Source organism: Haladaptatus sp. QDMS2 (assembly GCF_029338295.1).
Lineage (GTDB): Archaea > Halobacteriota > Halobacteria > Halobacteriales > Halococcaceae > QDMS2.
Window position 1 is genome coordinate 289,948 of record NZ_CP119793.1, and the last position, 13,402, is coordinate 303,349.

The 13,402-nt window shown below is 53.8% G+C and carries 10 protein-coding genes; 3 read left to right on the forward strand and 7 right to left on the reverse strand.

Features of this window, described 5'->3' with window-relative positions; translation table 11 throughout:
• Nucleotides 1-593: 593 nt before the first annotated feature.
• Nucleotides 594-1,916: a transposase gene (locus P1M51_RS19930; RefSeq protein ID WP_276275294.1), complete on the reverse strand. Its 1,323-nt coding sequence runs from the start codon at nt 1,914-1,916 to the stop codon at nt 594-596.
• Between the two features lie 504 nt (nt 1,917-2,420).
• On the opposite strand from P1M51_RS19930, the gene P1M51_RS19935 reads away from it, so the two are divergent.
• Nucleotides 2,421-3,722, forward strand: coding sequence for a hypothetical protein (locus P1M51_RS19935; RefSeq protein ID WP_276275295.1), 1,302 nt, complete (start codon nt 2,421-2,423; stop codon nt 3,720-3,722).
• 353 nt (nt 3,723-4,075) lie between these two features.
• Here the strand turns inward: P1M51_RS19935 and P1M51_RS19940 are convergent, their stop codons facing one another.
• The 5 genes from P1M51_RS19940 to P1M51_RS19960 form a co-directional block, all read right to left on the reverse strand.
• Nucleotides 4,076-5,041, reverse strand: coding sequence for a transcription initiation factor IIB family protein (locus tag P1M51_RS19940; protein WP_276275296.1), 966 nt, complete (start codon nt 5,039-5,041; stop codon nt 4,076-4,078).
• Nucleotides 5,042-5,087: 46 nt separating this feature from the next.
• Complete coding sequence (locus P1M51_RS19945; protein ID WP_276275297.1) at nt 5,088-5,657, reverse strand: FAD-binding oxidoreductase; 570 nt, start codon at nt 5,655-5,657, stop codon at nt 5,088-5,090.
• Between the two features lie 432 nt (nt 5,658-6,089).
• The gene (locus tag P1M51_RS19950; RefSeq protein ID WP_276275298.1) at nt 6,090-6,770 is read right to left on the reverse strand and encodes a helix-turn-helix domain-containing protein; all 681 of its coding nucleotides are present in this window, start codon (nt 6,768-6,770) and stop codon (nt 6,090-6,092) included.
• Nucleotides 6,771-7,566: 796 nt separating this feature from the next.
• Nucleotides 7,567-7,956, reverse strand: coding sequence for a hypothetical protein (locus P1M51_RS19955; RefSeq protein ID WP_276275397.1), 390 nt, complete (start codon nt 7,954-7,956; stop codon nt 7,567-7,569).
• 14 nt (nt 7,957-7,970) lie between these two features.
• Complete coding sequence (locus P1M51_RS19960; RefSeq protein WP_276275299.1) at nt 7,971-8,882, reverse strand: ParA family protein; 912 nt, start codon at nt 8,880-8,882, stop codon at nt 7,971-7,973.
• A 611-nt stretch (nt 8,883-9,493) separates the two neighbouring features.
• On the opposite strand from P1M51_RS19960, the gene P1M51_RS19965 reads away from it, so the two are divergent.
• Nucleotides 9,494-10,720, forward strand: coding sequence for a Cdc6/Cdc18 family protein (locus P1M51_RS19965; RefSeq protein ID WP_276249107.1), 1,227 nt, complete (start codon nt 9,494-9,496; stop codon nt 10,718-10,720).
• A gap of 1,266 nt (nt 10,721-11,986) precedes the next feature.
• On the opposite strand, the gene P1M51_RS19970 is transcribed toward P1M51_RS19965, so the two are convergent.
• Complete coding sequence (locus tag P1M51_RS19970) at nt 11,987-12,592, reverse strand: helix-turn-helix domain-containing protein (protein WP_276275300.1); 606 nt, start codon at nt 12,590-12,592, stop codon at nt 11,987-11,989.
• A 140-nt stretch (nt 12,593-12,732) separates the two neighbouring features.
• Here P1M51_RS19970 and P1M51_RS19975 point away from each other — a divergent pair, with 140 nt between their 5' ends.
• The gene (locus P1M51_RS19975; RefSeq protein ID WP_276249105.1) at nt 12,733-13,299 is read left to right on the forward strand and encodes an NAD(P)/FAD-dependent oxidoreductase; all 567 of its coding nucleotides are present in this window, start codon (nt 12,733-12,735) and stop codon (nt 13,297-13,299) included.
• The last annotated feature ends 103 nt before the right edge of the window (nt 13,300-13,402 follow it).

Below are 13,402 nucleotides of genomic sequence, written 5' to 3' on the forward strand. Positions count from 1 at the left end.
TCAGGGATCGTTCTGACTGGACTGAAGTAGGAGTCACCTATGTTATCATGTCCAAAATAACCAACATCCAACGTTGAAACACCGCGTTGTTGGTTAACAATACAGTCACTCTGTTTTACTCAATCAGGTTGTTAACCAACAAGAGGGAGATTTACATTGAGTGTTGGTTAAAATGACACGGCTTACTGAGGGTTTTCGACCCCATCATTTCCACTAATACGCTTACAGGTTTGAAGGAGTGGGTTCGACCCCACCATTTCCACTAATACGCTTACAGATTAGACGAAGAAGAGTCAACCACCCACTCTCCCTCCACCTTTTCAGATACCTTCGTATCCAGACGCTCTTCATCGTAGAATCGTTTAGCTTGAATCGAGGCGGTAGTGCGAAGCTTCCCTCCTCAAGCCTGAGCAACGCAAGATTCTCAATCTCACCCTTTTGAGTATCGAACATCGCGGTCAGGATGGGACACGTACCGGCAGCACGAGCTCAATCGCGACATCGCGACGGTTGTCGACGCCATACAGACCTTGACATCCTCCCGCGCGTAAACACGCGGGAATCCCACGGCACCGCACCGCTGAATTAGGATATTAGGGTTTGCAGTCTACCACCTCTGTCCGAGGTTGGAATCCTCGGGAGAGGTCATGAAGGTAGACTCCGGGCTGTGCCAACCAGCCGGTACTCCTATCTTCGTCCAAATTGGACGCAGACTCGGAGTTACTTTCGTCGTTGATGTTGAGACGGATGTTTTCCGCCCCATTTACGTCAGCGTTGAACGCCGCATCACACGGCTCGCACACGTACAAGCCACGTTCGACACGCTGACTGTCGTCTTCTCTACCGCAGACACAACACGTCTTGCTCGTGTCACGCTCTGAAACTTCTACGACTTCGATACCCTCGACTTTCCCCTTGTAGGTGAGAATCTTGGTGAAGCGGTCGAACGCCCACCCGTGCAGGTCGAGGTTGCCGTGCCGACCCCAGTTCTTTGAGTCGCCGTTCTCGTCCTCTCGAACACCAGCAAGTTTCCCAACGTTGATTCGTCCAACGGTCTCCTCAACACACCGCTCAACGATGTGTTTCGCCAAGGAGTGGAAGAAGTGGGTGCGGCGCTCCGACCACTTCGCATGTAGACGAGTGGCTTCTTGACCGCCCGAGTCATCGCACTTAGCGATTTCTTTCGGGAAGTAGTAGCCGTCCTGTTTCAGGCGGTTGCCGGGGTAGAGGTCGGCTTGCTCGGTGCTGTACGCGACTGCCGCGAAGTTGCAGATGCCGAGGTCGATACCAGCCGTCTCATTACCGGGTACGGTGGGTGTCTCGATTTCGTCTTTGCAGACGAGGTGTAGTTCCCATCGTTCCTTCGTCTTGTCGTAGACAGCACGAACTTGTTGTAGGTTCTCGACGGTGACGCCGGGTTGGGTTTCGTATTCGACAAGGATGTATTCCCACGCTTTCGGGTGTTCCTTGTGATTCGCGCCCTTCGAGAGCCTAACTCGGTTGTTCTTGGTGTCGTGTCGAATGCCGTTTTGCTTCCACGTCACCGTGCTTCTCGGGTGTTCTTCGTGGACGCGACGGCATTGGTTGTCGTAGTAGTTTTTCTTGCGGTAGCCGGGCGGATTCGCTCGACTGTCAGACTTCCTCTTACCGTACCACGAGTTGAAGGATTCAGCGAGTTCCTCCAGAACGCGCTGACTGGACTGCGAGTGCAATCCTTTGTACTTGTTGTGAGTCTTCAACTCGTCTTTGAGGTCGCCGTGGTCAGGAATCTCACCCGTGTTCTCCCACACTTGGCGGGAGTGGTAGTTTGCGACGTTCCAGAGTTTGCTGGCATCCCATCCATGCCGGTCGAGCATCTCAACCACTTGGCTGTGGTTGAGGATTTTCGCTCGGTGAGTGCGGTGGATTTCCAGCATTCTAAACGTCTGTATAATCACTTATACTCGATTCTCTTGTAACAGTTCGGTTTGAGAACGTGGAATATCCCGTCGGGCTATCGACGGTGGGTTGTGGAGGGGTTGTCGGATTCATCCTGACCCTAAAGGGTCAGGTATTCTCCTTGATTCCGTATAATCAGTGACTTCGGTGCCCATCGAAGCATTTCTGAGTACCTCCCCGATTCTGGTGAAGAATTCACCGCACTGAAGTAGATTCTGTGAACCAATGAATCACTGATTCAGTGAGTTAAGGATTGATGACGTGCTTTTCGTTGCCTGAACAACTCTCTGCTTACCGGAAATCGGCTTTGTTGAAACCCTATGTCGATGATAGGTTTCAGTGGCCGTGCTGAATACAGCGCGCATATTCAGCAAGAGGTTCTACTCGTTGGACGGAGTTCACTCAGTCACTCGTAACACGACATCTACGTGAACGTGCGGCATATTCACATGGTTTCCTCGCGTAGTCTTTAGTGTTTCACAATGTCTATACCCACAGAATCGCTTACCGATTTGCTCGAGTACCCACTGCTCCAGGCCATTTTCGGGCGGCGTGCCCGCCGCTTCGGTCTCGGGATGGAGATTCCGTCCGGTCCATTGGCCTTCGAATCTGACGCTGATCCGCACCCCCTCAGTGACCTCGAACAATCCGTCCTCGTTGCGGCGGGCACAGGGGTCACGGGTTGGAGTTTCGGCCTTCCATTCGGACCAGCCCGGCCTGATGAGCATGCGGATTATACGGTGCGGTTTACAGGTCGTACTGCACCGACAGCAGCCGGTATCGGGACACCAGTGTTGTTCTATACGGACGACGACGGCACGTACGTGACCAACACTCGGGACGTAAATCCCGACCGAGCCCGCGAGTTGAACGATATCGACAACGATGCCGAACAGATCATCGCGGTGTCCCGGGAGCAGACCGAGCAGCTGTCGGATTCGAGACTAGACCTCCCCGCCGCTCCCGGACATATTTTAGAGCCCAATCACTGGTGGGCTAATAGCCCGGGGTCGACACTGTTTATGCCAGTGGCCGACGCCAGCGAGCAAATGCTCGGCTTACTTTCCCTGTTTGTTGAAAATGGCTATCTCATCGCCGACGATGATGTCGGCGAACCCGCGGGAGACTTAGCGCCGTTTATCCGGTCCGGATTGCTTGAAGAGGACAAGGTCTTCCCCTTGTCCTTCCTCGAACGGTTCACGTACTCGTCGAACTGCGCGGAAGTTGCGTTTATCGGGCACAATATCGTCCTGACGTTGCAGGCGATGGGCCTCGGTGGCTTGTTCTTCACTGGACTCAGCGATTTGAGCGTCCTCGGGTCACCAACCGCTAAAGGCATCGAGGGGCTCGGATTCACCTTCGTCGAGGACGAGGACTGGACCGCTCCCAATCCAGTCGGACTCGATGGCGTCTTTGAGGGGCTTTGTCCGCCGTATTATCCTAATATGCGTGCAGCGGTCGAGGAGTTCGTAGAGCGGAAGTTCGGCCCCGAAGGCGCCTACGATCCGCGAACAGGGGGTCCTTGGAAAGAGAGTGACAAGGTCAAACAGACCGTTTCTCCGTATAGTGATGAGATGGTGGACTGTCTGACCGAAATCGTCCAATATGTATACGACAAACACGGGAAGTTCCCGGGAACGATTCCGACGATGGTACTCCCCGGTTACGTTCAGGCCCACCATCTCGATACGAAGTTTTACGACTCACATTACCAACCGGGGGCCTACCTCGATACCCACGCTGATCACATGCGGCGGTGGCATGTAGAGGATACCCTGTCGTGACCGATCCTTGCATCCAGAAGGTCTGATGATACAAATCTGCCGCCTGCATCCTCTGTATTCAGCAGGCTTCGATAAACTCACCAACAAGCTGTCAAACTGGCCGTGCTGAATACAGCCTCTATATCTTGCACGGCACTTCTGACAGGGATGGGGTAGGTTTCTGAGGCCGTGCTGAACTCACTGCGCGAGTCGGTCATAGTTGATTGGGAACGGTGCCTCGGATCAATGAGATAATTGGTCGACGTGGTTACCCAGCGGGTACGACGGATCATCGACATGAGAAGCAGTACAGACACGCCACTAACGACAACTGAAGTACCACGGGATGAGTGACCCATGGCACCTCGTTTCTCTTAGTAAATATCCATTGCCTCAAGTTGTTCTCGATATCGATTTCGAATCGTCACTTCAGTCACCTGTGCAACGTTCGCAACCTCTCTCTGCGTCATATTCTCATTACAGAGGAGACATGCAGCGTAGAGTGCTGCCGCAGCAAATCCTGTCGGCGACTTCCCCGACAACAGACCAGCCTCAGTAGACACGTCGATTATTTCAGTTGCTTTCCGCTGGACCTCCTCGCTCACTCCCAACTCTGAGGAGAACCGAGGCAAATACTGTTTTGGGTCGACTGGCTGTATCTCGAGCCCAAGTTCGCTTGCAATATATCGATACGTTCGAGCGATTTCGATCCGTTCGATCCGAGCGACGGTGACAACTTCGTCGAGACTTCGTGGAATCCCCTCTTGACGACACGCTGCATAGAGGGCACTGGTAGCGACGCCTTCGATAGACCGTCCCCGAATGAGATTCTCAGCAAGTGCTCGGCGGTAGATAACGCTCGCGACTTCGCGAACCGAACGCGGGACACCGAGAGCCGACGACATCCGGTCGATTTCCGACAGCGCGAACTGCAGATTGCGTTCGCTTGCGTCTTTCGTTCGGATCCGTTCCTGCCACTTCCGGAGTCGGCGCATCTGATTCTGCTGATCTGCGGAGAGCGTTCGTCCAGATGCATCCTGATTCTTCCAGTCGATAGTTGTCGTCATCCCATCGTCGTGCATCGTCTTCGTCGTTGGAGCACCGACTCGGGACTTTGAATCCCGTTCGTTCTGATTGAACGCCCGCCACTCGGGTCCATGGTCGATCTGTCCTTCTTCGAGGACGAGCCCGCAGTCGTCGCAGACCAACTCGGCCATCTCTGTACTCTGTACGAGTGTCGACGAGTCACATTCTGGACACGTTTGCGTCGTCGAGTTTGATGATGATTCTGTCTCCTTCTTCCCTCGACCGATTATCCACTCTCGAGCAGGATTAGACATAATGGGTTCGTTCCACTCTTTCAGCTGTTGTTGTGCGATGGGTCATTTATTGTATTCCGCTTCGAGCAGTACGAGAGACGTCTCTCCTCTCTGTGGGCGACTCACGCCGTGGCAGTTGGAACTTGAAGGACGTGACGAGACTGACGTTCCCACCCCGCTGGAGTCTCCGGAAGAGACCTTCGTTGTCGGTGTCACTCGCGTGAACGAGTTCGCCGTCGGGGGTGACGATATCGGCTGACAGGAGGTTATCGATCGTCACTCCATTCTTTCGGGAGAGCCAACTGAACCCCCCGCCAAGAGTTAATCCACCGACACCGCTCGTCGAGTTGGACTCGAGTGGTGTTTCGAACCCGAACGCGTGGGTCTCGCGGGCAAGTTCACCGAGTACGACACCCAGTTCCACGCGAGCAGTTTCCGTAGTCGGATCCACGCGGAACGAGTTCATCCGCGAGAGGTCGATCATGAGACCATCGTCGCCAGCAATCCGCCCAACGACGTTGTGGCCACCCCCGTGTACCGAGATCGGGGCGTCGTGTTCGTTTCCGAACTTGACTGCGCTGATGACCTCTGCAGTCGAAGCACACTGGACGATGACTGCAGGATGCTTGTCTACCATCGCATTTCACACTGCTCGGGAATCGTCGTAGGCTTCGTCTCCCGATTGGATTAGATCACCACGAAGTCTCCCTGCGAGTGCGACAATCGATTCGGCGTCTGTGAGTGACTTTCGTACTGACATTGTGGACTCTATCGACGCGTGTTGCGAGAGGGACGAGTAATAATCGAACTCTGTGACAGTCCGTTACCACGAGACGAGGACAAGCATTGCCTTCGATACCGATACCGAAACGAGAGGACGTATCGTGGGACATCGACCCTCACTCCGCTATCATCGGGCAGCGACCCTTCGATATCGAATTTGATCAGAACTACCTCGTGTCGGTGGCCGCCCATCGGAGGAGACGATAGGGATTATCGTCGGTGTTCATAGATTCTCCCTGGTAAACATCGACGACTGCAGCCAGACGAGGCTCGTCGTTCCTCATACCTACGATAATCCCTCTAGCGGTCCCGAATTCGTCGCTGGGGAAGTATCGGCGTGGACTACCCGCTCGACGACGATAGCGAGGGCACGCCGCATACGCTGAGAGAGTGCACTGTCGCTGATCTCCATGTCCTCGGCAAGGTCAGCGAGGGTGATGCGCCTCGGAACCTCGAAAAAGCCGCGTTGATAGGCCATCACGAGCGCCTCGTACTGTTCGTCCGAGAGCGTTTCTGTCTCCTCCGGCGGAGACGGATTGTAGAGATGACGCAGCGTGACGGGGATATTCTGGTTCGTGAGTGCCATGTTGAACTCCGAGAGCTGTTCGTGTGTTCCAAACCGAAGCCGGAAGTCCCACGTTTCGGCTTTCCCTGTCGCTTCGAGGATCTTGGCGCGAGTCTTGACGAGAGCCGCAACGATACCGTTGATCTCGCTACTCCAGTGGACTTCGAAGAGCGTCTTCTCGTTGGTCGTCGTGAGTTGCGTGACGCTCTTGGTCTGCGGACTCGTGCTCAATGCGGCTTCGATGTCCGCACAATCGGTACCAGAGGTCCAGAACAGTGGAATGATAGTCTCCTGCAGCGGGACGATTCGTTCGAGTTCGATAACGACCTCTGGAAAGTCCTGTAGGACGCGTCCAAGCTCGAAGGCGTCTGCAGGGACGGTGATGTCGGCAATAACCGTCATCGGTGGTCTCCTCGGTGCGGCGGTGAAAGAGAGAGCAGTGTCATGAGTTATCGTGATGTGGTGGCAAACTACGATACCGAAGGCTAAAAATTCGGGGTGTAGCTGAGCAGGTTCGATATCGAAGGAGTGTGTCGACTGCTCGGTACGCACCACTGCTTCTCCGTGTCTCTCGGTCACCCAGTGATCGTTTGGACTTGCTCGTGGTCGGACCGACTGCTGAACACACCCTCTATATTCAGCACGCATCATCTGTCAAATATTGTGGATTAAACAGAGTCCGGAAAACCGAAGTGCCCCATTTGAACTCCCATTCTAGATTGAGGCGGTCTCTTCAGAACGAGTGGACGTCCCTCTGAAAATTGACCATATCGAACACTCAAACACACCATTTTTCCGTTGTAACGGATTCAGAGGTTTCTCGATTGAGGAATCGTGGAAAAGTGGCTGTAGAAGTGTGTTCCACACCATTTTTCCGCTGTAAGAGATAGCAAGAAGTTCTGTATTCAGATCACTTCCATCGAACGTTCAGATAGGTCGCTGTTGCGCTCCGTCGAGCCATGCTGATCCCTTCCAAATTCATTCTTAACCAACAGCGGTGATGAACTCCCCCAATCTGTTGGTTAAAATCGTTGAATCCCGCAACGTCTGTCAATTCCAACTCTCGTACTTCGGAAGGTCCATATCTACTGGCCGGGCCAACCACCTAGGCAGCAAAAGCAGCCCCTCAACAACTCAGTCAAACGTGCCTCACAACGGATGGTGAGTCGAACCATCCTCAACTCTCTGACTCACAAATTCACTGATCCAGGTCTTGCGTTGCTAATTCACGAATTCGCTCTTTCGTTTCTTCGCGATGCTCGCCGAACGCCACCTCGAAGACGCCACGATAGAAGTGTTTGTTCTTCTCGACGATGATGCCCTCGCGTTTCAGCTGCTTTTTCAGGCGCGTGAACGTGATCTCAATGTCTTCGCTCTGTTCGGGTTCAACATAGATCGTGGCTGAATCCCAATCCTTCCGGATATTCAGTGGTTCCTCGTCCGGTTCGTCCGCTTCAGTTGACGATTGTTCTGCTTCTGTCTCTGTCGTCGAGGCTTCATCGCGTTTGCCCCGGGATACTGACCGGTCCGTTGGTTCGTCGCCACCGTCCGCGTCTTCGTCCGCGGGGTTCTCAAATCGCTCGTCCATTCCTCGCGGCATCGCTATGCCTCCACCTGCGGTTTGTCAAACGCGCGTTCGAACGTCGCTGCAATCTCCAGGAACAGGTCACGTTCGACCTGTTGGTCGTTCGGGTCCTCCCATTCGAAGATGTCTCGGCCATTATCCCATGCGCGCTGAATCGCCACGCGCATCGGGAGTTTGAAAATCGGGGCCATCGAGGCGAACGACTCGTCGAAGGCGTTGAGGAACTTTTGTGACTGCCCGTCGTCCCGGTACATGTTCGCCAGCAGTCCCACGATAGCGATGTCGATCTGCTGGTTTTCCTCGATGGACTCCAACTGGTCCCACAGGTCGTCAAGCGCATCTCGTGACGTCGCCTGGGTTTGGGCCGCTAGGAAGACGTTCTGTGCTGCGATGAACGCCGCGTCCGTCAGGACAGAGAGGTCTGGCGGGCAGTCGATTACGATGAAATCGTAGTCGTAGCCATCGTCAACCAGCGCTTCGAGCGCGACCTTCAGTGAAAGGCGAGCATTCGCTCCCTCCATCCAGTCTCGTGCGAGACCCATATCCTTGTGACTGGGCACCAGGTCGAAGTTCAGGTGGTCGTACTCGTCGGCCTCGATGACAATCTCTGAGAGCCTCGTATCGTGCGTGCGTGGATTATCCACGAGTACGTCGAGGAGGTTCGCGTCATCGGTGACCAGGGTGTTTGGCAGGTCGTTTTTCGGGCTCGAGGGGTCGTTGGTGTCGCCTGGGCCCAGGCCGAGTCCCTTCGTCATGTCGGCCTGGGGGTCCATATCGATTGCCAGGACGTCGTGGTCGCGAGTGGCGAGTGCCGCGGCGCTGTTGATCGTCGCGGTCGTTTTTCCAGTTCCGCCTTTCTGATTGCCGAAGGCGATCGTTGGGATGCCAGTGGGTGGGGTGACGCCCCATCCACGCGGTGTCTCGGTCATGGTTCAATCATTGAATCAGTGACTCATAAATCCACGTCAGACATTTGGAGCGTTCTACTCAGAACGGATTCTCCCGAATATCAGGCCTTCAGCGGTTGATGGGTCTAAATAGCCGACCTGTATCCTAAATCCATGAGTCAGTGAATCGCTGATTCATTGATTCACAGTACCCTGGCTTTCCAGAATCAATACTCTACCACGCACGCGACTCGAAGACGGTCTCTGACTCCTAATCTCACTACTTTAAACACTCTGGCCTTCATACGTTCATTGAGTCAGTGATTCAGTGACTCATTTTTGCTAGACTCGGATTCGACCGAGTCGCTCGACAGGTGACGTCTATCGGAGTGGGTGGGATGTGGCTTGGTCCGGCTTGGTTCGGTAGGGGTTGTCATTTGTGAATTCTTAGCGTAGCGGGCCTCATACAGCGGAAAAATGGACTTCTGTTACAACGGATTTCTGGACTTGGACGGTCAGGAAAAAGTACTGATATTGTATGGTACAAGCCAGATAGAGGCGTCTTACAACGGACAGAAGGGGTGCAGTTACAACGGACAAACGGTGCGATTTGAAAGTAACTGTTATGGCACTCCACAGTGACTTCACGTACAATGACCGACTTCATCGAGGAACTGTTGGAGGAGAACGCTCCAATCTTCGCCAACAAAGATCTCCTTGATATTCGTCACGTCCCAAAGGACTCCGACCGAATCGTAGGTCGTGATGACGAGCTCCGGTTTCTCGTGCAGGCGATACGCCCAGCGCTTGACGGCCAGACGCCAACGAACATTTTTCTGTACGGAAAATCAGGCACAGGGAAATCGCTGTGCTCGCAGTTCGTCAGCAAGAATATCGCTCGAAAAGCGGAGGATAAAACCATCAGTATGGGCGTGGCGTACGTCAATTGCCTCGTCTACGACACGGAAACCGGGTCAATTCGTCGGGCCTGTACTGAGCTCAACGACCCCGACGAAACTGGCCTTCGGAATCCACCCGAGTCCGGCATCAGTGGCGCGGCCTACTACGAGGCGCTCTACGAGATTCTCGACGCTAAGTATGACGTCGCCATCATCATTCTCGACGAGATCGACAAACTCGGTGACGCTTCAGACAACGTCATCGCGAAGCTTTCCCGAGCAGCGGAATCCCAGCAACTGAAGAACTGTCGACTGAGCCTGATTGGAATCAGCAACCAAACGCAGTTCAAAGACCTCCTGCGAAACCGGACGAAATCGTCGGTGAACGTCCAGGAGTTCGTGTTCTCGCCGTACGATGCGACGCAACTCAAGGAGATTCTGAGCCGTCGGCGGGATGCGTTCAAGGAAGGAGCGCTCGAGGATGGCATCATCGAGTTGGTCGCGGCGAAGGCGGCGAGTCAGTACGGTGATGCACGCAAAGCGATCGAGCTGTTTCGGAATGTTGGCGAGGTCGCCCAGCGCCTGGGCCGAGACACGATCACGAGTGATTTGGTCGAACCGGCGTCGAATCTGACGGAGGCGAATTTGTTGCGGTCGCAGATCATGAACCTGCAGCCGCATGCCGAGTACGTCACGCTCGCGATCGTGAATCTCGCCCTTAACCTGGATACGGGTGAAGAGCACGTGTTCTCCTCGACGGAGATTATCTCCACGTACAACACGGTGTGTGAGGAGAATGGGTCGACGCCGCTCTCGAAGCGACGTGTGAGAGATATTCTGGCCGAGTTAGCCGAGTTGAACGTGATTGACCAGCGTCGCCCAGGACAGGGTAGGGGGAAGGGGCGGAAGATGATCAACGAGTTGCTGGAGGACCCTGATATCGTCGCCGCTGCGATTCGAGAAAAGAACTCCGATAGATAGACACCAGCCTTCCGTTGTAAACTGCTGATATTGGCCAACTGAGCGCAGTTATTCAGAGGTGGACACACCGTTTTTCCGTTGTAATGATGTGCGTGTCTGGTTCAGAGAAAAAGCCTCTGGAAGCCATCTTATACACACCACATTTCCGTTGTAATTGAGAGAGGTTGGAGGCACTCAATTTCTGGAGGGACGTCAGACACCGTTTTTCCATTGTAATCGAGAGGGAGACGAAATGAGGGATGAGTCATACACACCGGTTTTCCGTTGTAAATCTAGCGCATGTATGCAGCTCGTGTGGATCAGCGATCTAGACCCATCTAGCCTCATTCTCTAGTCTTGGTTGTTCGTAACTTGACGGACTGTTCGTAGGCTACTGTCTTAAACTTTTGCTTTGTTTAAAGTTCTTTGCAGGAATGGCGGTTACAGCCGTTCTTCCTATCTCTTACAACAGAAAACCGGTGTCTGACTGGTTCAACGCAAGGAATCTCTCCTGCAAACTGACGGGGGATACCTTCTCATTCGTTACAACGGAAAAACGGTGTATGAGTGTGTCTTCACAGACCGAGTTTTTGGATTCGATACATTCTACTGTTGAAATATCGAGATTGGTAAGCGTGGCTTCGAAGACAGTCGCGTTCTACACAAATTTGAACGTAGACGACCAACTGAGGGTAGAGCGCGAGTGGACGAAGAAGGTAATCAACCGGTATCGTCGTCGGGGCATCGAGAGTGCGTTTCAGTCGCTGAACAAGTTCCTGCCGAGTACATCCTCGAAAGAGTCGGTGGTTCGCCTGTTTTACGTTCCCTGTTGGACCGGTTTGACGACTGACACCATCGAATCCCAAAACTACAATATTTCTGGCCGTGCAGTGGTGACACGGAACACATCATGACGTTCTCCGAGCTCATCACCAGATACCTGATCGAGGAGAATGTCAACACGATTCTCACCTAAGCGGTAGCGCGGGGGCCCCGTCCTCAAACCGCTGTAAGCGGTTAGGGCTGGATAGTTGACGTTGCGTTTGGAATACTACTGTACAATATGTGGCGACTTGTTGACTTCCTCATTCAGCTGAGTCTTGAGGAAATTGAGGTGCGGACGAAACCTCGTTTGAAGGCCAAGCGGTTCATCAACGCGGTGAATTGAGAAAGTATAAAAATCCCATTAGATTGGCAATCACCGAAGTATTCGACCTGGAGCGATGTGTGGCGAGTTAAGAAACGAAGCATGTCGGTCGAATTAAACCAAATTACTCAAGACGGGCTCTATTCTGGCTCTGTGTCCTGACCTGATTTTCGAGTTAACTCTGCAACGAACTCCTTGATGATTCGGCCTTCTGCGCGGTGGATGACCCCGCTCGCAGCCGATTTATTGACATTGAACGTGTCTGCAAGCTCGGTGAGTGTACACCGTCGAGGACTATCATAGTAGCCGCGTTTGACCGCTTCGATAATACACTCCTGTTGGCGATCTGTGAGCAGTCCGCTCAGAGCGTGTGTCTGTGCTATTGTCTGGATCTGGTACGGGATGTTGGCAGCGGCTAACTCGGCTGGAAGTTCTGATAATCGCTCGAAAGAGGCTGTATGTTCAGCAGATAACCACCCGTCCTGTAAGTGGGCGGGAAATGTGGGCAGGTTCCTTGATGCGCGAAGTGCGCGGTTTGATTCCGTTTCCGGAATCATGTATTGGATCAGTACTATCTGCTCATCGGTATGTAACACCTCATAAGACAGCCCCGTTGCATCGTCGAAGTGCTGGATGACCGTGGTTGCGTCCGACGTCTCTATTTCTACGAGTCCGAGTATCCCTTCGTCCGCGGGATGGCTCGATAATATCGTGAACTCTTCGGCGGGGAGTTCAGTTGAGACCATGGCGAGCGGATCTGCGCACGCCGCAGCATCGAACTCCAGCTGTATACGAGGCACAGTACTCAATGAATGGTCGGGGGCCTCTTAAACACGTGAACAAATTCACGATCAATTCCACGACGACACCCGTCCACAAGTTATGTATGTCAAAGACGACTGACGTCGCCATAGTTGGGGGAGGTCCAGCAGGACTGAGCACCGCACTGTTCAGCGCGAAGAACGGCCTCGATACGGTTCTGTTCGACACAGATGAAACGTGGATGCACAAAGCACACTTGTTCAATTACCTCGGCATCAAGAGCGTGGATGGCTCTGCGTTCGTGGAAACGGGTCGCGCACAGGTTGACGGATTTGGTACGAGAAGAAAACAGGGCGAACTCGTAACAGCCGTCGAAAGCGGAACAGACGGGTTCGTTATCACGACTGACCAGGACGAGTATGTGGCTGATTACGTGGTGCTGGCGACGGGTGTGAAGCGTGGCGTCGCCGAGCAACTTGGTTGTGTTCTCGACGAAAACGGTATTGTGGACGTAGATGTGACGATGGAAACGAGCGTTAAAGATGCCTACGCGACGGGTGCGATGGTGCGCGCCGAGGAATGGGAAGCGATCATCGCAGCGGGCGATGGCGCGGCGGCCGCGCTCAACATTCTCACGAAGGAACGAGGTGATCACTTCCATGACTTTGACGTGCCCGCGGACGCCAAGTGATTCGCTCCAGTTCACAATCGTTTCCTATCCGTCTGCGAGCGGTTTATGCCCGCGTTCGTCGGCTAAATCGCCGCAAGGTGCTGAGCGGACGGTCTGTCGTGAG